17 protein-coding genes are annotated in these 19933 nt (G+C 57.4%); 6 read left to right on the forward strand and 11 right to left on the reverse strand.

The window, feature by feature from the left end; translation table 11 throughout:
• The first annotated feature begins 58 nt into the window (after positions 1-58).
• Complete coding sequence (locus ACUTSC_RS07705) at positions 59-1639, forward strand: malate:quinone oxidoreductase (RefSeq protein WP_197766575.1); 1581 nt, start codon at positions 59-61, stop codon at positions 1637-1639.
• 206 nt (positions 1640-1845) lie between these two features.
• A complete protein-coding gene (locus ACUTSC_RS07710) occupies positions 1846-2304 on the forward strand; it encodes a helix-turn-helix domain-containing protein (protein WP_197773130.1) in 459 nt (152 codons plus the stop codon).
• A gap of 58 nt (positions 2305-2362) precedes the next feature.
• Here the strand turns inward: ACUTSC_RS07710 and ACUTSC_RS07715 are convergent, their stop codons facing one another.
• The 4 genes from ACUTSC_RS07715 to ACUTSC_RS07730 all read right to left on the reverse strand — a co-directional run bounded on the left by ACUTSC_RS07715 (position 2363) and on the right by ACUTSC_RS07730 (position 7401).
• Positions 2363-3400, reverse strand: a complete 1038-nt coding sequence (locus ACUTSC_RS07715) for a fimbrial protein (RefSeq protein ID WP_047568552.1) — start codon at positions 3398-3400, stop codon at positions 2363-2365.
• Positions 3397-5958 carry a fimbria/pilus outer membrane usher protein gene (locus tag ACUTSC_RS07720; RefSeq protein ID WP_197766577.1) on the reverse strand — a complete coding sequence of 854 codons (2562 nt, stop codon included), beginning with the start codon at positions 5956-5958 and terminating at the stop codon, positions 3397-3399. Before ACUTSC_RS07720 ends, ACUTSC_RS07715 begins: the two co-directional genes overlap by 4 nt.
• 75 nt (positions 5959-6033) lie before the next feature.
• Positions 6034-6762 (reverse strand): fimbrial biogenesis chaperone, encoded by a 729-nt coding sequence (locus ACUTSC_RS07725; RefSeq protein WP_154870604.1) that lies wholly within the window; start codon positions 6760-6762, stop codon positions 6034-6036.
• 81 nt (positions 6763-6843) lie between these two features.
• Positions 6844-7401, reverse strand: coding sequence for a fimbrial protein (locus ACUTSC_RS07730; protein ID WP_041034152.1), 558 nt, complete (start codon positions 7399-7401; stop codon positions 6844-6846).
• Between the two features lie 472 nt (positions 7402-7873).
• Here ACUTSC_RS07730 and ACUTSC_RS07735 point away from each other — a divergent pair, with 472 nt between their 5' ends.
• The 3 genes from ACUTSC_RS07735 to ACUTSC_RS07745 all read left to right on the forward strand — a co-directional run bounded on the left by ACUTSC_RS07735 (position 7874) and on the right by ACUTSC_RS07745 (position 11013).
• Complete coding sequence (locus ACUTSC_RS07735) at positions 7874-8590, forward strand: EAL domain-containing protein (protein WP_047568560.1); 717 nt, start codon at positions 7874-7876, stop codon at positions 8588-8590.
• A gap of 21 nt (positions 8591-8611) precedes the next feature.
• Positions 8612-9202, forward strand: a complete 591-nt coding sequence (locus ACUTSC_RS07740) for a LuxR family transcriptional regulator (RefSeq protein ID WP_004939094.1) — start codon at positions 8612-8614, stop codon at positions 9200-9202.
• Positions 9203-9387: 185 nt separating this feature from the next.
• Entirely contained in the window at positions 9388-11013 is a 1626-nt protein-coding gene (locus tag ACUTSC_RS07745) for an FMN-binding glutamate synthase family protein (protein ID WP_445653250.1), read from the forward strand.
• A 109-nt stretch (positions 11014-11122) separates the two neighbouring features.
• On the opposite strand, the gene betA is transcribed toward ACUTSC_RS07745, so the two are convergent.
• The 3 genes from betA to betI all read right to left on the reverse strand — a co-directional run bounded on the left by betA (position 11123) and on the right by betI (position 15104).
• Positions 11123-12790 carry a choline dehydrogenase gene (gene betA / locus ACUTSC_RS07750; RefSeq protein WP_063988839.1) on the reverse strand — a complete coding sequence of 556 codons (1668 nt, stop codon included), beginning with the start codon at positions 12788-12790 and terminating at the stop codon, positions 11123-11125.
• Between the two features lie 224 nt (positions 12791-13014).
• Entirely contained in the window at positions 13015-14487 is a 1473-nt protein-coding gene (betB, locus tag ACUTSC_RS07755; RefSeq protein WP_445653251.1) for a betaine-aldehyde dehydrogenase, read from the reverse strand.
• Between the two features lie 14 nt (positions 14488-14501).
• Positions 14502-15104 (reverse strand): transcriptional regulator BetI, encoded by a 603-nt coding sequence (betI, locus tag ACUTSC_RS07760; RefSeq protein ID WP_197766579.1) that lies wholly within the window; start codon positions 15102-15104, stop codon positions 14502-14504.
• A 397-nt stretch (positions 15105-15501) separates the two neighbouring features.
• Between betI and ACUTSC_RS07765 the strand changes: the two genes are divergently transcribed.
• Positions 15502-17541 carry a choline transporter gene (locus ACUTSC_RS07765; protein WP_060440723.1) on the forward strand — a complete coding sequence of 680 codons (2040 nt, stop codon included), beginning with the start codon at positions 15502-15504 and terminating at the stop codon, positions 17539-17541.
• A gap of 44 nt (positions 17542-17585) precedes the next feature.
• Here ACUTSC_RS07765 and ACUTSC_RS07770 read toward each other — a convergent pair whose 3' ends face one another.
• The 4 genes from ACUTSC_RS07770 to ACUTSC_RS07785 all read right to left on the reverse strand — a co-directional run bounded on the left by ACUTSC_RS07770 (position 17586) and on the right by ACUTSC_RS07785 (position 19870).
• The gene (locus ACUTSC_RS07770) at positions 17586-18056 is read right to left on the reverse strand and encodes a YkgB family protein (RefSeq protein WP_033637683.1); all 471 of its coding nucleotides are present in this window, start codon (positions 18054-18056) and stop codon (positions 17586-17588) included.
• A gap of 65 nt (positions 18057-18121) precedes the next feature.
• The gene (locus tag ACUTSC_RS07775; protein WP_102984056.1) at positions 18122-18412 is read right to left on the reverse strand and encodes a pentapeptide MXKDX repeat protein; all 291 of its coding nucleotides are present in this window, start codon (positions 18410-18412) and stop codon (positions 18122-18124) included.
• A 59-nt stretch (positions 18413-18471) separates the two neighbouring features.
• Positions 18472-19248, reverse strand: a complete 777-nt coding sequence (locus ACUTSC_RS07780) for a molybdopterin-dependent oxidoreductase (RefSeq protein WP_197766581.1) — start codon at positions 19246-19248, stop codon at positions 18472-18474.
• Positions 19249-19258: 10 nt separating this feature from the next.
• Complete coding sequence (locus ACUTSC_RS07785) at positions 19259-19870, reverse strand: cytochrome b/b6 domain-containing protein (RefSeq protein ID WP_197766582.1); 612 nt, start codon at positions 19868-19870, stop codon at positions 19259-19261.
• Between the last annotated feature and the right edge of the window lie 63 nt (positions 19871-19933).

The following is a 19933-nucleotide window of genomic DNA, read 5'->3' on the forward strand; positions in this document are numbered from 1 at the left end:
TCCCGCTAAATTCTTTCACCTGCAATGAGTAGAATTTACACACAAGAGATTTAATTCAATGAGAAAATTACTCGTCCTGATTTTCAGCCTCAGCCTGTTTAGCGTTACGCAGCAGGCAGCGGCTGAAGAGAAGAATAAAACCGTCGACGTGGTGTTGATCGGCGGCGGCATCATGAGTGCCACCTTGGGTACCTATCTGCATGAGCTGGAGCCGACCTGGACCATCGACATGTACGAGCGCATGAACGGCGTGGCGGAAGAGAGCTCCAACGGCTGGAACAACGCCGGTACCGGCCACTCCGCCTTCAGCGAAATGAACTACACGCCGGAAAAAGCCGATGGCACCATTGACATCAGCAAGGCGGTGAAGGTCAACGAGTCTTTCGAAATCTCCCGCCAGTTCTGGTCTTATCAGGTGAAGAACGCTGTCCTGAAAGATCCGAAATCCTTCATTAACAGCGTGCCGCACATGAGCTTCGTGTGGGGTGACGACAACGTCAACTTCCTGCGTAAACGCTACGCGGCGCTGCAGCACAGCACCCTGTTCCGCGGCATGGAATACTCCGAAGATCCTGCGCAAATCAAACAGTGGGCGCCGCTGGTGATGAACGGCCGCGATCCGGCGCAGAAAATCGCCGCGACCCGCATGCCGCTGGGTACCGACGTCAACTTCGGCGTGATCACCCACCAGCTGGTTGACGCGCTGAGCACCAGCGACAAGTTCAAGCTGAACCTGAGCCACGAAGTGCGCGACATCAAGCGCAACGCCGACCAGACCTGGAGCGTGACCGTTGCCGATCTGAACCGCGACGGTAAAGAAACCACCGTTAACGCCAAGTTCGTGTTCATCGGCGCAGGCGGCGCGTCCCTGACCCTGCTGCAGAAATCCGGCATCCCTGAAGCCGACGGCTACGGCGGCTTCCCGGTCGGCGGCCAGTTCCTGGTCACCACCAACCCGGCGATCGCCAACCAGCACCTGGCCAAAGTGTATGGCCTGGCCAGCGTAGGTTCGCCGCCGATGTCCGTGCCGCACCTGGATACCCGCATGCTGGACGGCAAGCGCGTGCTGCTGTTCGGGCCGTTCGCCACCTTCTCCAGCAAGTTCCTGAAGAACGGTTCGCTGTTCGATCTGCTGCACTCGCTGAGCACCTCGAACCTGATGCCGATGACCCACGTCGGCCTGGATAACTTCGATCTGGTGAAATACCTGGTCGGCCAGCTGATGATGAACGACGACGATCGCTTCGCCGCGCTGAAAGAGTACTTCCCGGACGCCAAGCAGGAAGACTGGAAGCTGTGGACCGCAGGCCAGCGCGTACAGATCATCAAGAAAGACGCAGATAAAGGCGGCGTGCTGCAGTTCGGCACCGAAGTCGTCAGCTCTGAAGACGGCAGCATCGCCGCTCTGCTGGGCGCTTCGCCGGGCGCTTCCACCGCTGCGCCAATCATGCTGCACCTGATGGAAACCGTGTTCAAAGACAAAGTGGCGACGCCGGAATGGCAGAGCAAGCTGAAAGAGATCATCCCGTCCTACGGCCACAAGCTGAACGGCGATATCGAGATGACCAATAAGATCCGCGGCTACACCAGCAGCGTACTGGGTCTGAACTACATTGAAGTGAAGCCGGAAACCAACTGATTTTCCACTCGTTTCCTGCTGAAAAGGCCGCTTTATGCGGCCTTTCCTTTATCCCCCTGCGATTCAAAGAGCATTTTTGGTCACCTTTTTACCCCCGGTTTACCCTTGCGTAACGGCGCACTCACGCCTATTATCAAAGCATATTCTTGGATAATTAAGCTAAGTCACTGTGACCTGAATGTCGTTTTTGCGGGAGAACTAAAACCATGGATCGCGTCAATATCATTCACGATTTACTAGACTGGATTGAAACTCATCTGGACCAGCCGCTGCTGCTGGATAACGTCGCCGCCAAGTCGGGCTACTCCAAATGGCACCTGCAGCGCATGTTCCGCAGCACCACCGGCCACGCGCTCGGCAGCTATATCCGCGAGCGGCGTCTTTCGCAGGCGGCGCAGGCGCTGCGTTCCAGCCCACGCCCGATCCTGGATATCGCCCTGCAATACCATTTCGACTCTCAGCCTTCGTTCTCACGCGCCTTCAAGAAACAGTTTGGCAAAACCCCGGCGGTCTATCGCCGCACCACCCGCTGGGACGTCGCGGAATGGCCGGCGCAGCCGGTAGAGGCGGAGGCCGAACCGCGCCACGATGCCCCTACGCTGCCTCGTTGGTATGCGGGCAAGCCGCCGGAAGGCGTTTGCATCAGCTGGATGGGGCTGCGTTAAGCGATAACGCAAAAAAGCCAATGGATAAACCCCATTGGCTTTTTCGTCGGAACGCGACTTAGTTGTACTCGATGGTAAAGGTGGCGGTCGACTTGATATTGCCGCCTTTAATCGTCGAACCGGTACGATAGTAGCGTGCCTTCAGCGGCAGCGTTAAGGTATTGGCCTGGTTGGGAATGGTACGTCCGGCATTGACCGCATCGCCATTCTTGATCGGCTGGGTCGTATTGCCGGTCAACAGCTGGACGGCAACACCGGATGCTGTGTTGGCGCCAGGCTCGGATTTGATCACCCCAGGTGCATTGGAAGCATCCTGCGTATAGTCAAAACGCACATTGACGATCCCTTGTCCCGCACTGCCTGGCAACAGATCCTCGCCAACGCCGCCAACGCAATTGATATTGATATCAAATGCTTTTTCACCCTGTGTTGAACCTACGCCGCCAAACGAAGCTGCAGTGACGGTATCCAGATTAACCACCTTGTTCTTGGAACCGCTGTCCACGTTGCAAGTAGACGTCACGATCGTCAGGCTGTTGGCGTCGACGATCGATTCCAGCATCGGCAACCCCTGACCGGAACCATCCATATAGTAAGTCGTGTACTTGCCTGGGACCAGTTGGCCAGTGCCGGTTTGCGCGGCGGTTTTCACAATGTCGATCTTAAAGTAACCGCCATTCAGGTTGACGGTTGTATTACCCCGTAATGCCAACGTGTGGGGATAATAAGTACTTATTGTCCCCGCTTCACGGTATAAACGAATCCCGATACCTGGAATATTGGTGCTCCAGACATTGCTGAAGCTGGTCCGGCTGCCCTGGAGGATCTGCCCAATCGCGCTACCGCCGTTATAACAACGACCATAACCGGAGACCGGGTTAATCGCGAACTGACCGGTGACCAAGGTGTCTCCAACCTGGCTGCTTGGCGTAACCAGCACGCGCCCAAGCTTCATGTTGATCACCTGCGCCTTGTAGCCATTATTAACGTAACAGGCGGCATAAGCGCTCTGGCCGCCCGCCATCAGCAGTCCGAGCAGCATCAGGCATTTCGCTGACGCTTTATTCAGCGGTGGAACACGCGTAAACTTTATCATTTGCAACTCGCTTCAATAATTTCGTAGTCAGGATTATTGCTTTGCGCCTTGGCGCTATAGCTGACAGAGCACTGCTGCGTTGGCTGTGTGCCCCACTTAATCTGCAACAAACCTTTCTTAGCTTCGGTACGCAAGTAGATACGACTGCCCTGCCCAACAATGCCGACCACCTGATTACGGGTATCCAGCACTTCAGCACCAAACGGCAGCGCGTTGCCATCAGGGCCGAGCGCATGAATGATCAATGCCTGGCCTTTCGTTGTTTTGAATTCCAGCCGGGCAACCGCGCCGGCATATGGCGCAACCTGTTGGCTGCTACTTTCCAATTCAACATCGCGCGACATGCCGCTCGGATCGAGCGTTACGCTCGTCATGCGATATGGTGCAACATAAGGAACCACAGCATAACCGTTGTCATCGATACGAACGCCTGGCGAGTTGGTCACAATCGCGCCAGCGGCGTCTGGCGCTTCCACCAGCACCATAGTCTGTCCGCGTTGCGGTGTCAGCGTGACGCCGCCGCTATGGGCAACCACGCTGCCCGATGCGCCGATCGACGACTGACGGTAATCTTTACCATAGCTGTAGGACCCGTTCATCGTGGCGAAACGGCTACGGTATTCACCGCTCACGCTGCTGTTGGTGCCGCCAGAGCGATCGTTGGCTAACGTAGCGCTATAGCTGATGTTGTTGTCTTCGCCGGTTGAACCGTTCATGCCCACACGGCTGCTGTCGTAACCGTTGTCGGTGTAGCCCAGTGAACTGTTCAGGCTCAGGGTTTGCGAACCGACGCTGAATGGAATCGACAGTGTCAGGTAATAGCGAGTCTCATCTCGGTTGTACATATCCGAAGTACGCATGGCGGAAAGGCCGTAGGTCACGCGACCATAATAGTTGTTATAGCCCACCTGGTACTGCTTGGTGCTCCCGCCACGGTTCCAGTAGTCACGTACCGAACCGGTGATGTACAAGGAACCGTAATTGTCGCCCAGCCCTTGGTTCAGCGTCAGCTGGTATTCGCTACGCTGGCGGTTAACCGCATCTGCGCTTAAACCCTTGCGCTCATTGTCACGGGAGTAGACGGCATCCTGCAAAGAGAGGTAGCCGGAAGTCGAATAGCGATAAGCGGCGATCGTGAAGTTGGTGTTGGTTTCGGTCATCAACTTGCTGTAGCTGAGCTTATAGCTCTGGCCCGATTGGTCACCCTGCTTCAAGCGGGTATTGGACTGCGTGACGTCCAGCGCAAATGCGCCAACCGGTGTCGCGACCGCGCTGCCCACCAGCACTGCACCATAGCCATCGCTGACGATCCCGCCTGTGTATCCCGTAAGAATGTTGGTAAAACCGCGCTGATAAGTCGCCTGGAACATGTCGGGTTCCTTGCTTAAATTATCATCGCGTACTCGACCCGCAGTGATGGCATAACGCTGAATACCTGGACGAAGCATCTGCGCTACCGAAGCATAGGGTACGCTGAACTGGCGTTTGCTGCCGTCGGCCTCGTTAATGGTGACATTCAGATCGCCGCCGTAACCCGTAGGGTAGAGGTCGTTGATGATGAACTCGCCCGGAGCGACGGTAGTTTGGTAGATCAGCTGGTTATTCTGACGTACTTCCACCAGGGCGTTGCTTTGCGCGACGCCACGCACAACCGGCGCATACCCGTTCAATGAATCAGGCAGCATGCGATCGTCCGTGGCGATCTGCACGCCGCGAAAACCGATGGAGTTGAAGAAATCACCGCTGGTGTAACTGTCGCCCAACGTCAGCATACCGCGGATAGACGGCATTGCCCGCTGCGCATAAGTCGCGGTGTTTTGCCAATGGGTGCTGTCGTTAGAACGCCAGTTCACGTTGGAATCGTGACGCAGCTGCCAACCCGCCACGTTCAACCCGGCATTCAACGTTAAATATGCATTAGTTGAATCGGAGTTGCTGCCGTTGGCAGAGCTGTGGGTATTGAACGCATTGAAGTTATACGACAGGCTGCCCGCGGTAATACCGCGATCCCAGAAGCGCGGATCGACATAGCCGCGAGCGCTGCGGCGCAGCGCTGCCTGAGGGATGCTGATATCCATGCGCAGCGTACTTGTGTCCAAGCGGTAATAGGCTTCCGGCACCCATTGAGTCAGCGTTTTGCACGTCTCGGTATTAACGGCAGGATCCGTGCTCATTGTGGAGGTATCCACACCGAACTCATCCAACGACAGTAAGCTAAAACAGGTATCGGCGCTGTTTTTCCCCGGCACGTTTTTAAAGTCGATACTTTTTTTGCCTTTCCACTCGCCGTTCACATACACGTCGAGCGAATATTTTCCAGCCAAGATCGGGTTACCATCGCGGAATCGTGAAAGATCCACGCCCTGCGCTTCCCCAATCAGGAAGCTGCTGTTAAAAGTCGCTTCAACCGGTGCCGCCGGCTTTTTGCTATCGGCCCCCCCCTCCGCCCAGGACGCCGCAGGGGCCGCCAGACAGAGCGCGCTACCGGTTAACAGCAGAATCGATTTATAATTGGACAGCGCCATTTTAACAGCTGCAGAGATAGGTAACTCTTTCATATCAAGCATTCCTTTACCAAATTAAGCTCGCCCTCTGAAATAAATTGCTCTGGGCCTGAGGCTCTGTTCCAAGAGTTACTTTTGCTTATTCTTAGTACGGGACACGCGTCCGCCAAAATCATTAATAGTGGTGTAGGCAATGTCAGCAATGCGCGCGCTGTCGCCGGAGAAGGACAATGTCTTTTCCTGTCCGGGTGCCAACATGTCGCCGTGCGGGGCCAACGGCACACGCTTTTGGTTTACGACGGCATTAATCTCGGTAAATGATACATAGTACGGCGTTGGGTTTTTCACGCTGACGCCCGCAGCGCTGAAGCGCCACTGCAGTTTTTCCGGCGCATCATTCGCTTCTCCCGCTAGACCGGTCGGCCGATACAGCAGTTTTACGCGGGTACGGAATGCCACCTGTAAAAAGTTTTCAGGTGCGCCATTGTTTGCCCCGGTTGGTGCTGGCGGGATCTCCAGTACGTTCAACCAGAACAAGGATTCTTTGTCTTGCGGCAAACTCGCCGTGGTCAATGAAACGCGCAGCGCTTGGCCGGTAGCCGGTTCAACACGGCTGATTGGCGGTGAAACGATAAATGGCGCTTTGCTGTTTTCTGGTGTGGTTTTTGCGTCGCCTTCATCAATCCAAGACTGAATAAGTGCCGGTGAAGCACCATTATTTGATAATTGGACGGTAACTTCCCGTTGCTTTCCCGGATAAATAATACGAGTACCGTTAATAATGACACTGGAAAAAACGCTGCTACTGAAAAGCATGGCGCTCAGCAATATGCTGTATTTTTTAAATGAGTTCTTCATTATCTTATCGCTACGGTAAGGGAAAACGGTGGGGGTATAACTCCCCCACCCGAATAAGAATATTACTTAAAGAAATATTACTTACTGGTAAATGATGGTGTACTGAACGCTAGAAGTCACATCACCAGCGCCGGCAGCGTTGGTAGCGTAATATTCAGCGTAGTAGTTCAGGTCAGCAGAGTCGCCTTCGTTAGCAACGGTAACCCACTGGGAGTTATTCTGCGCGCCATTAGCACCAGCAGCCAGGATAGGCAGGAATTGGTTGTTACTGCCCAGCAGCTGGATCTGCACGTTAGTTGCAGCATCAGTCTGCGCCTGGTTGTTCAGACGGCCAGTATTGAAATCAACAGTAGCGCCCGGTTCGAAATAAGTAGCTACCTGGCCTTTAGAGCATTTGGTCAGGTTGATCGCGAACGGAGTACGGCCAGCAGTTGCGCTCTGAGTTGCCAGAGTAGAAGCAGAAACAGTTGGCAGAGTTACGGTGAAATCTTTACCGCCTGGGGTGCTGATAGTACAAGTTTGGTCAGTCACTTTACCGTTGAAAGTAATAGTACCGTCAGCAGCTTGAGCAGAGAAAGAAGAAATAGCAGCGGTGCTTACAGCCAATGCCAATACAGCAGACAGTTTAGAGATTTTCATATTTAGACTCTCGATGAATTAATACGCTTATAAAGTACATTCAGCGATGCTACTCCTTGTCAGGAATGAAGCCCGATGAATCCATTGCCGGACGAAATATAGACTAAGCATATTCTTAATGTTAAATCGTTTAAAACATTCATAAGGCCCCTCTTGATAGGAATAAACTATCGGCGGATACCTATCGATCGATGTTGACGATTCATATGAATAGGAATAATCTGTGTTTGGGAAAGCTGCAGAGTTCAAGATTTTGCATTAAGGCCTGAAAATCAGAATATTATCCCAAATATTTACATTTAGTAACAGATTGCGACGTTTGGACTTCGGCACGAATTACGCGTTAAATGGTCTGTCGACACGCTTCGGCCATCCTGAAGCTTTAAATAAGAAATTTACCAATAAACCTGGAGTAACTTTCTTTTTAAACATTTAAAATCAATAAGTTAAATATCAATCCAAGGATTGGGAAATGAGCAGTTCTTTCAGAGAGAAAAATAACGGCATTAATTATGTTTTTCAGCCAATGTTCGCGAAATCGGGACAATTGCTGGCCGTTGAATGTCTGTCTCGCTTTACGTTTAATAGCGAGTACGCCCATTTTTCTCCCGAACAGTTCTTTCGTCACGCGGACAGCGCCACCCGGATTGAGATTTTGATGGATCAGATCAATCTGATCGATAAATACAAACACTGGTTTCATGAAAACCAAGTGATAGCCACTTTGAATGTTGACGATTATTCCCTGCAATCGCTGGCGAATACTCACTTTGCCGAAAGAATTAATGCCCTGCGCTGTATTCATTTTGAGATCAGCGAGAATTCAACCCGGCTGGTGAAAGATCGCGTGCACGGCGATCCGTCATTGAATAGTTATTCATTTTGGCTCGATGATTTTGGTTCTGGCTATGCGGGTTTTTCCGCGTTGTACAACAGCCAGTTCCGCTTCGTTAAGCTCGACCGTTTTCTGCTTTGGGACTTCATGAAAAAGTCCGGCGGTGAGGGCTTGATGCGCGCGTTGCTGCGCTTCTTTTACCTTAATCATTACAAGGTAATTATCGAAGGAGTTGAAACTCCCGAACACAAGAAATGGCTGGATGAAATGCCATATTACGCACTGCAGGGAAAGCTGTGGAAGGAATCCAGCATCAAGGATTTGAACTCGCTTCTTACAGCTGAATACTTTTAACTCGGTATTGGTGTTTGCCCTATGTCTAAAAACAACGTTCTTGTGATTAGTGAGTGTAAGTACAGCTATGTTGGCCTGTCGGTGCTGCTGAAGAAACACTACGGCGCGTACGATATCCGCCTGTTTTCCGATTTCATGCACGGCGGCGCCAAAGCTGAGAAGATCACCAAGCACGATATCGCGCTGATTTTCACCTCGCAAAATCTGGAACAGAGCGTCAACGTGATCGAAAGCCTGGTGTCCCTGCACCAGCAGTACAACAGCAAGACGCGTCTGCTGGTGTTTTATGACGACGAGCGGGTAGTGAAACTGTTGTCGATCCTGGGGATTTCCGTTGAGTTGGTCTCTACCCGCATTCCGCTTTATTCGCTGCAAGAAAAAATCCAGCGGCTGCTGGAAAGCAAAGAACCGGGCGGCATCAGAGTGCAGAAAACCCGCGAGCTCAGCCCGGCAGAAAGCGACGTGATCTTCAATCTGCTGCGCGGCGACAGCCTGTTGCACATTGCGGAAAAGCGCGGTACGCACCCGAAAACCATCTTTTCGCAGAAATACAGCGCGATGAAAAAGCTGCGGCTGCGCAGCATGAGCACCATCTTCGTCGCCGGCAAATAACCTGCCCAGGCTTGTTGCGCGGTACGCCGCGCGGCAACCTGCCCTCTCCCGCCAAGTTAAATTAATGTAACAACCGGCGACAAAGCAGCAACAGACACACAACATCCCCTCCTGTTGGTTACGATTTGCACACGGATTATCCGTGAGTCATGTCGTGTGGATTAAAATAAACATCAGGAGATGTTATGAAGTCGTCCTTATTCAGCCGCTACACCTGCTTTGTGCTGAGCATCTTGCTCACCCTGGTTTTCTTGATCATGATGCGCAACTATCCGTGGTTTTGGCTGCCGGCCCTGGCCTGCGGTGGCTTGATGGTGCTGGGCATTTACGATCTCACGCAACAGCGCCACGCCATCTGCCGCAACTACCCGATCATCGGCCGCCTGCGCTTCTTCTTCGAATTCATCCGTCCGGAACTGCGCCAGTATTTCCTCGAGCAGGACAACGAAGAGATCCCGTTTTCGCGCACCCAACGCACGCTGGTGTATCGCCGGGCGAAAAACGAGATGGGCGACAAACCGTTCGGCACCCTGCTGGACGTCTACCAGACCGGCTATGAGTGCATCGGCCACTCCATGCGGCCGGTGGAAGCTGCCGACCCGACCAGTTTCCGCATCACCATCGGCGGCGCCGACTGCCGCCAGCCCTACTCCGCGTCGATCTTCAACATTTCGGCCATGAGCTTCGGCGCGCTCTCCGCCAACGCCATTCGCGCACTCAACCTCGGCGCGGCCAAGGGTAACTTCTACCACGACACCGGTGAGGGCAGCATCAGCCGCTATCACCGCGAAAACAACGGCGATCTGGTGTGGGAACTGGGCAGCGGCTATTTCGGCTGTCGCACCGCCGACGGCCATTTCGATCCGCGGCGCTTTGCCGAACAGGCGCAAAGCCCGCAGGTGAAAATGATTGAAATCAAGCTCAGCCAGGGCGCAAAACCCGGCCACGGCGGCATTCTGCCGGCGAAAAAGGTGGATGCGGAAATCGCCGCCACCCGCGGCGTGCCGGAAGGGGTCGATTGCATCTCGCCGGCGTCGCACAGCGCCTTCACCACCCCGCTGGAAATGATGCATTTCATCCAGCAGCTGCGCGAGCTGTCAGGCGGCAAGCCGGTCGGTTTCAAGCTGTGCATCGGCCATCCGTGGGAGTTTGTCGCCATCGTCAAGGCGATGCTGCACACCCGCATCCTGCCGGATTTCATCGTGGTGGACGGTAAGGAAGGCGGCACCGGCGCCGCGCCGCTCGAGCTTTCCAACTATATGGGCATGCCGCTGCGCGAAGGGTTGCTGTTCGTGCATAACACGCTGGTAGGCTGCGGCCTGCGCGACCAGATCAAGATAGGCGCCAGCGGCAAGATCATCAGCGCCTTCGACATCGCCAGCGTGCTGGTGCTCGGCGCAGATTGGGTGAACTCGGCGCGCGGCTTTATGTTCGCCGTCGGCTGCATCCAGTCGCAAAGCTGCCACACCAACCACTGCCCGACCGGCGTGGCGACGCAAGATCCGCTGCGGCAAAAGGCGCTGGTGGTGCCGAACAAGGCGGAACGCGTCTACCACTTCCATCAAAATACGGTGAAAGCGCTGGCGGACATGCTGGCGGCGGCCGGCGTCAGCCGCCCGGAGCAGCTGACCTCGCACCATATGCTGCGCCGCATCACGCCGACCGAGATCAAAGTGTACGCCGATATCTATTACTACCTGGAGCCAGGCGCGCTGCTGCAACCGGAGATCAAAAGCGAGTTCTACGCCCGCATGTGGCGTATGGCGACGTCCACCAGTTTCGATCAGGCGATCTCGCTGCCGGCGGCATGATGGGATAAGGAATAAAAGAGAGTTGCCCCCTCGCCTTGGGGGAAGAGCATATGGAGAGGGGTTGCTTGCTACGGCGGCCCTCCCCCTCAACGGCGAGAGGGCGTGTCGGTTACTGCTTGCGCACCGGCGCATCGCCGGCGACGTAATAGTCGGCGGTGCTACGCGGCAGCGGCGCGCGCTGGCGAATGCGATCGGCTAACTTCTCGGCGATCATGATGGTGGTGGCGTTCAGGTTACCGGTGATGATCAGCGGCATGATCGACGCATCCACCACCCGCAATCCTTCCATGCCATGCACCCGGCCCTGCCCATCGACCACCGCCATCTCATCCTCGCCCATCTTGCACGAGCAGGACGGGTGGAAGGCGGTTTCGGCGTGCTCGCGCACGAAAGCGTCCAGCTGTTCGTCGGTCTGCACCTCAGGCCCCGGGCTTATCTCGCGGCCACGGTATTCGTCCAAAGCCGGCTGCGCCATGATCTCGCGCGTGATGCGAATAGCGTCGCGGAACTCCTGCCAGTCCTGTTCGGTCGCCATGTAATTGAACAGAATGCTCGGGTGCTGGCGCGGATCTTTCGATTTCACCTGCACCCGGCCGCGGCTCGGCGAACGCATCGAGCCGACGTGCGCCTGGAAGCCGTGCTCTTTCACCGCGTTGCTGCCGTTGTAGTTAATCGCCACCGGCAGGAAGTGATACTGAATGTTCGGCCAGGCGAACTCTGCGCGGCTGCGGATGAAACCGCCGGCCTCAAACTGGTTGCTGGCGCCGACGCCGGTACCGTTGAACAGCCATTCCGCGCCGATCTTCGGCTGGTTGAACCATTGCAGCGCCGGGTACAGCGACACCGGTTTCTTACAGGCGTACTGCAGGTACATCTCCAGGTGATCCTGCAGGTTTTCCCCGACGCCCGGCAGATCGTGCACCACCTTGATATCCAGGCTGTTCAGCAGCGCCGCCGGGCCGACGCCCGAACGCTGCAGGATCTGCGGCGAGGCGATGGCGCCGGCGCACAGCAGCACTTCGCGCCGCGCTTTGGCGTGAGTCAGCTGATTGCTGTCGCCCTGCAAATAGTTGACGCCCACCGCACGCTTGCCGTCGAACACGATATGGTCGGTCAGCGCATGGGTAACGATCTTCAGGTTCGGCCGTGAACGCGCCTGATCCAGGTAACCGCGGGCGGTGCTGGCGCGGCGCCCTTTCGGCGTCACGGTGCGATCCATCGGGCCGAAGCCTTCTTGTTGGTAACCGTTCAGATCGTCGGTGCGCGGGTAACCCGCCTGCACGCCGGCTTCCACCATCGCGTGGAACAGTTCGTTGTTACCGGCTTTCGGCGTGGTGACACTCACCGGGCCCTCGCCACCGTGGTAATCGTTCGGGCCGATATCGCGCGTTTCCGCCTTGCGGAAATACGGCAGGCAGTCCAGATAGGTCCAGTCTTCCAGACCCGGCGCCTTGGCCCAGTTATCGAAATCCATCGCGTTGCCGCGAATGTAACACATACCGTTGATCAGGGACGAACCGCCCAGCCCTTTGCCGCGGCCGCATTCCATCCGGCGGTTGTTCATGTGCGGCTCAGGATCGGTTTCATACGCCCAGTTATAGCGGCGGCCCTGCAGCGGAAACGCCAGCGCGGCCGGCATCTGGGTACGGAAATCCATCCGGTAATCCGGGCCGCCGGCTTCCAGCAGCAGCACGCTGACGTCGGCGTCCTCGGTCAATCGAGTGGCTAACACGTTGCCGGCAGAACCGGCACCGATAATGATGTAGTCAAATTCCATTCATTATCTCCTAAATATTCGTATGCCTGAATGATGCGAATGGCTTGAATTCCGCATGCTGAATATAACAAGGCAGTTTTGGATGCGAAAAAGATATATCCCCTATGGATTTCGAGTTACAGCTAGGCGGCAAGGGCGCAGAGCCCCAGGAGCTTACTCAAGTAAGTGACTGGGGTCTGCGCTCGCAGCCAACAACGCTGTAGCTTGAAAGACGACGGGGATAGTTAAAATACCGAGGCGTATTCGCCCAGCTCGACCTGCACCGATTTGATCTGGGTGTAGTGTTCCAGCGTCGTCAGGCCGTTCTCGCGGCCAACGCCGGACTGCTTGTAGCCGCCGACCGGCATTTCCGCCGCCGACTCGCCCCAGGTGTTGATCCAGCAAATGCCGGCTTCCAGCTGGTGGATCACGCGGTGCGCGCGAGCCAGATCGTTGGTCACCACGCCCGCAGCCAGGCCGAAGGTGGTGTCATTGGCGCGGCGCACCACTTCCTCTTCGCTCTGGTAGCTGAGAATGCTCATCACCGGCCCGAAGATCTCCTCGCACACGATTTCCATGTCGTCGCGGCAGTCGCTGAATACCGTCGGCGCCACGTAAGCGCCCTTGCCGAATTCGCCGTGGGTGACGCGTTCGCCGCCGCACAGCAGGCGCGCGCCGCTGTTCTTGCCGCTCTCGATAAAGCGCAGCACCGACTCCATGTGCGCGAAGCTGACCAGCGGCCCGAAGTTGGTCTGCGGATCGGTCGGATCGCCGAGGCGAATGCGCTTCACGCGCTCGAGGATTTTCGCCTCAAACTGCGCCTGCAGCGCCGCCGGCACGAAGACGCGGGTGCCGTTGGTGCACACCTGGCCGGAGCTGTAGAAGTTGGCCATCATGGCGATATCGGCGGCGCGATCCAGATCGGCGTCGTCGAAAATAATCAGGGGCGACTTGCCGCCCAGCTCCATGGTGACTTCCTTCAGCGTCGACCCCGACGCATTGGCCATCACCTTCTTGCCGGTTTTGACCCCGCCGGTGAAAGAAACTTTGGCGATGCCCGGATGGTCGGTCAGGTACTGCCCCACTTCCGCGCCGCTGCCGGTCACCACGTTGAAAACGCCGTCCGGCAGGCCGGCTTCGGTGTAAATCTCCGCCAGCTTCAGCGCCGTCAACGAGGTGACTTCGCTCGGTTTGAAGATCATCGCGTTGCCCGCCGCCAGCGCCGGCGCGGACTTCCACAGCGCGATTTGGATCGGGTAGTTCCAGGCGCCGATGCCGGCCACCACGCCCAGCGGTTCGCGGCGGGTATAGACGAATGAGGTTTCGCGCAGCGGGATCTGTTCGCCTTCAATGGCCGGGATCAGGCCGGCGTAATACTCCAGCACGTCAGCGCCGGTAACGATGTCCACCGCGGTGGTTTCCGACATCGCTTTGCCGGTATCCAGCGTTTCCAGCGCCGCCAGTTCATCGTTGCGCTCGCGCAGAATATCCACCGCGCGACGCAGGATGCGCGAACGCGCCATCGCCGTCATCGCCGCCCACACCTTCTGCCCGCTGGCCGCGCTGGCCACCGCACGATCGACATCTTCAGCGCCGGCGGACTGGACTTCAGCCAGAACTTCGCCGTTCGCCGGGTTAATGGCGTTGAAGGTTTTTCCAGCGGTGCTGTCTACATAGGCGCCATGAATATAGAGCTTCTGCAAGCCAAAACGGGACATAGGATCTCCTTGGGTTATCCTCCGGGCGGCGTCTGCCCCCGGAGTTGGAACGTGATGTATTCGGTCGTGAGCGCCAGCGCCTGCGCCTGATTGAACGCCGAGCCGCGCAGCGCGCTGCGCAGCCACAGTCCGTCGATCAGCGCCGCCAACCCCTTGGCCGCCAACCGCGCCTGCGGCTGCGGCATAACGCGGCGAAACTCGGCGCACAGGTTTGAATAGAGCCGGCGGCCGTTCACCTGCTGCAGCCGGTTGAGCTGCGGTTGGTGCAGACTGCTGGCCCAAAAGGCCAGCCAGGTCTTCATCGCCGCGCTGTTGATCTGGCTGTCGTCGAAGTTGCCGGCGACGATCGCCTGCAGCCGCGCCGACGGGCTGTTATCGGTCAGCGCCTGCAAGCGCAGCTTCACCGCCTCGCCCAGATGGCTGATCAGATAGCGCATCGTGGCTTCCAGCAGGCCGTTCTTGTCCTTGAAATAATGGCTGATGATGCCGTTGGAAACGCCGGCCCGCCGCGCGATCTGCGCGATGGTGGCGTCATGCATTCCCACTTCGTTTACCGCGGCGAGCGTGGCATCAATCAACTGCTGCCTTCTGATTGGCTGCATTCCTACCTTTGGCATATTTCGACTCTCACAAAACCGACTTCGGCCTTATCTCAGCGGGCAAATTTCACTGCCGTTTCGCCCGTGATTCAGGTCATCATGAGGACTATTAAACTTTTTTTTGATTGAACGTTCAATAAAAATTGCATATATTTTATTGCCGCCTGGTTAAAAAATTGTACTATCTGGTTGTGGAACTGGCTGATTTTTGTGAGGTAATTAACGAATCTGACCAAAATCAGTGGCTGTAAGCGGTTCCCGCCGCGAAGCGCGTCGGCGCTTCATTAACAGGCGAAAGCGGTATCATTCAGGCCCTCCTCACGGGGATGGCCACCGCCTTCATTCGCCCGTTTTCCAGAGGCCAACGCGCCCCGGAATGCGGAGCGGCACGATTTTTTCAGTTCAGAGGATGACGATGACAACCCACGAAACCTCCTCCAAACCGCAGCAGGACCGCCTCAACCCTGTGGTTTTCTTCACCTCGGCAGGGCTGATCCTGGCCTTCTCGCTGATGACCATCTTTTTCACCGACTTCTCCGGGCAGTGGATCACCCGCACGCTGAATTGGGTGTCGACCACCTTCGGTTGGTACTACCTGCTGGCGGCGACGCTGTACATCGTGTTCGTGGTGTTTATCGCCGCTTCGCGCTTCGGCTCGATCAAGCTCGGGCCGGAACAGTCCAAGCCGGAGTTCAGCCTGATGAGCTGGGCGGCGATGCTGTTCGCCGCCGGCATCGGCATCGACCTGATGTTCTTCTCGGTCGCCGAGCCGGTGACCCAGTACATGATGCCGCCGGAAGGCGACGCGCAAACGCTGGAAGCCGCGCGCCAGGCGATGGTCTGGACGCTGTTCCACTACGGCCTGACCGGCTGGTCGATGTATGCGCTGATGGGCATCGCCCTCGGCTACTTCAGCTATCGCTACAATCTGCCGCTGACCATCCGCTCGGCGCTGTACCCGATCTTCGGTAAGCGCATCAACGGGCCGATCGGCCACAGCGTGGACATCGCCGCGGTGCTCGGCACCATCTTCGGCATCGCCACCACGCTGGGCATCGGCGTAGTGCAGCTCAACTACGGCCTCAAGGTGTTGTTCGAGATCCCGGAAAACCTGACGGTGCAAGGCTCGCTGATCCTGCTGTCGGTGATCATGGCCACCATCTCGGTCACCTCGGGCGTCAACAAGGGCATCCGCATCCTGTCCGAGCTGAACGTGCTGCTGGCGCTGGGCCTGATCCTGTTCGTGCTGTTCTTCGGCGACACCGAGTTCCTGCTCAACGCACTGGTGCTCAACGTCGGCGATTACGTCAATCGCTTTATGGGCATGACGCTCAACAGCTTCGCCTTCGATCGGCCGGTGGAGTGGATGAACAACTGGACGCTGTTCTTCTGGGCCTGGTGGGTGGCGTGGTCGCCGTTCGTCGGCCTGTTCCTGGCGCGCATCTCGCGCGGGCGCACCATTCGCCAGTTCGTGGTCGGCACGCTGATCATACCGTTCGTGTTCACCCTGCTGTGGCTGTCTATCTTCGGCAACAGCGCGCTCTACCAGATCATTCACGGCAACGCCGAGTTTGCACAGGAAGTGATGCAGTTCCCGGAGCGCGGCTTCTACAGCCTGCTGGCGCAATATCCCGGCTTCACCTTCAGCGCCTCGGTGGCCACCATCACCGGCCTGCTGTTCTACGTCACCTCGGCGGACTCCGGTTCGCTGGTGCTGGGCAACTTCACCTCGCGCCTGGCCGACATCAATAATGATGCGCCGAACTGGCTGCGTATTTTCTGGTCGGTGGCCATCGGCCTGCTGACCATCGGCATGCTGATGACCGACGGCGTGCCGGCGCTGCAGAAAACCACGGTGATCATGGGCCTGCCGTTCAGCTTCGTGATCTTCTTCGTGATGGCCGGGCTGTATAAATCACTGCGGGTGGAAGACTACCGCAAGGCCAGCGCGCTCAGCACCCTGGCGCCGGTGCCGGTCTCCAGCCACGACGTGCTCAACTGGAAACAGCGCCTGTCGCGGGTGATGAACTACCCGGGCACCCAGTACACGCAGAAGATGTTGGATAAGGTTTGTCGTCCGGCGATGCAGGACGTGGCGCGCGAGCTGGAGTTGCGCGGCGCGAAAGTGGAGTTCAGCGAAGTGCCGCCGACCGAAGACGAGCGTCTGAACCACCTGGAGCTGCTGGTACGCCTGGGCGAGGAACAGAACTTTATCTATCAGATCTGGCCGATGCGCTACTCGGTGCCGGGCTTCACCTACCGCGCCCGCTCCGGCAAGTCGCACTACTACCGGCTGGAAACCTTCCTGATGGAAGGCACCCAGGGCAACGACCTGATGGACTACAGCAAGGAACAGGTGATTGGCGATATCCTCGACCAGTACGAGAAGCACCTGAACTTCCTGCACATTCATCGCGAAGCGCCGGGGGGCACCCTGACCTTCCCGGATATGTGACGGTCGATAAATCACGAGAGGGCGTAGCCAGGCTACGCCCTTTTTTATGCCTGCTCGGCCGGCAAGTCGGCTTTCAGCAGCACCAGGGAACCGGCCAGCAACACCAGATCCTTGATTAAAAAGCTGGTGGCGCCGGCCATGGCCGGAAAACCGCCGGCGGAAGGCTCCCAGGCCCCCGGCGTGGAAAAGATCAGCGTCAGCGTGGTCAGGTAGGTCACCGTCGAACCGATCGCCCCCAGCAACCCCAGCCGCCGTGACCAGAATCCCGCCAGCAGCAGCAAACCGAAGCTCCACTCGGCAACGCCCAGCGCATAGCTGGCGCCGCGGATGCCGAACGCCTGATGCATCCAGCTCAGCAGCGGGCTGTTGCCGATCAGCGGTACCAGCCCCTGCGCCTCGTAATCAAACCACTTGGCGTAACCGAAGGCGGCGAAGATCACCACCAGCGCCGCGCGCATAAAGATAACGTCCCCGTTCGAGCGCTGAAAGCGCCGCAGCCATGTCGCCAGCATCATCCTCTCTCCTTATGTTGCCCACGGCCGCCGCGGATCGCCCGCTTGCGGCCGCGGGGTACGGCGGCTTAGTGCCCCATCGCGTCCTTCTTCATTTCGTCTTTCTTCATGCCGTCTTTGGCCATACCGTCTTTCGCCATGCCATCCTTTTTCATCGCGTCTTTGCCCATCTTGTCTTTCTTCATGCAGTCCTTGCCCATGCACGCTTTCTTCATGCCGTCTTTGGCCATGCCGTCGTGCGACATCTGGCTCATGCCGTCCTTTTTCATCGCGTCTTTGCTCATGCCATCGGCGGCGTTGGCACCGGCCACGCCCAGCATCAGCGCGCTGCACATCATCATTGCGAATAACTTTTTCATGGTATTTCCTTTCGTCATGTCAAAGGCACCGAAGTGCCGGAGAATGGCCGGCGGCCGCCTCAGCTGCCGCCAAACCAGTTGTAACCCTGGTCTTCCCAGTAACCGCCCGGGAAGCGGTTGGTGACCTCGATCACCTGAATGTGTTTCGGGTTCTTGTAGCCCAGCTTGGTCGGCATGCGCAGCTTCATCGGGTAGCCGTACTTGCGCGGCAAGATCTGGCCGTCATAGGTCAGCGCGATAATCGTCTGCGGGTGCAGCGCGGTGGCCATGTCGATGCTGGTGTAGTAATCGTCGGCGCATTTGAAGCTGACGTAGCGGGCGCTCAGATCCGCGCCGATCGCCTTGAGAAAGGTCGCGAACGGCACGCCGCCCCACTTGCCGATGGCGCTCCAGCCCTCGACGCAAATATGGCGCGTCACCTGGCTGACCTGCGCCATCCGGTGCAACTGCGGCAGGCTCCAGGCGCGTTTGTCCCGCACCAAACCGGCCACTTCCAGCCGGTAGTCGTCACCGTTGATGTCCGGCGCGTCCTCCTCGGCGTAGAAAGCGTTGAACGGGAACGGCCGGGTGATCATCGATTCCGGGTAGACCGGCGCCAGGCGATCGCCGTTGAACAGCCAGCCCTGTACTCGATCATTGAAGCGCGAGATGCGGCTCAGCGCCTGTTCAACGTTGGCGTTATCGCTGAGATCGCAGCCGGTGAGCATGGCGATGCCGCCCAGCGTCAGGCCGTTGCGCAGAAAGCGGCGGCGCGAAGGCGCGCTCAACAGCCGCTGCGCTTCTTTGACGATCGCCTGCCCTTCACCGATCGTCATGATCCGTTTATCCTTTTCCATCATTCACTCCTTAGCGTCCGCGCAGCATGGCCAGCAGCGTCCGGGGCACCAGCGCCACCATCACCAGGTGAATCGCGACGAAGGCCACCAGCGCCGACATGGCGAAAAAGTGGATATAGCGCGCCGCCTCATAGCCGCCGAGCAGCGTACGCAGCAGCGGAAACTGCACCGATTTCCACAGCACCAGCCCGGACAGCGCGCTCAGCGCACCGAGGATCATCACCGACAGATAGGCCACGCGTTGCACCATGTTGTAGTGGCGCAGGTCGGCGTGTTGCAGCCTGCCACGCAGCGCGGCGCCTATATCGGCGAGAAACTGCCGTGGGCTGAGCGGCCAATATTTGCGTTTGAAACGCCCGCTGGCCAGGTTGATCAGCAGGTAGCACAGCCCGTTGATGCCGAACAGCCACATGCCGGCGAAGTGCCACTGCAGCGCGCCGCCCAGCCAGCCGCCGAGCGTCAGTTCATTGAGAAAGCTGAAGTTGAACAGCGGTGAGGCGTTGTAGATGCGCCAGCCGCTGGTCACCATGATCAGCATCGCCAGCGCATTCAGCCAGTGCGTCAACCGCAGCCACAGCGGATGCACCGTCTGTCGTTGTTCCGGGGTGAGAGTGAGGCTCATAAAGATTCCTGCCAGCTAACGATGCGATAAGCCGAGTATTCCCCGGATTTGTTCCCCAAGACC

The sequence above is a fragment of the Serratia sp. TSA_105.2 genome (assembly GCF_052692115.1).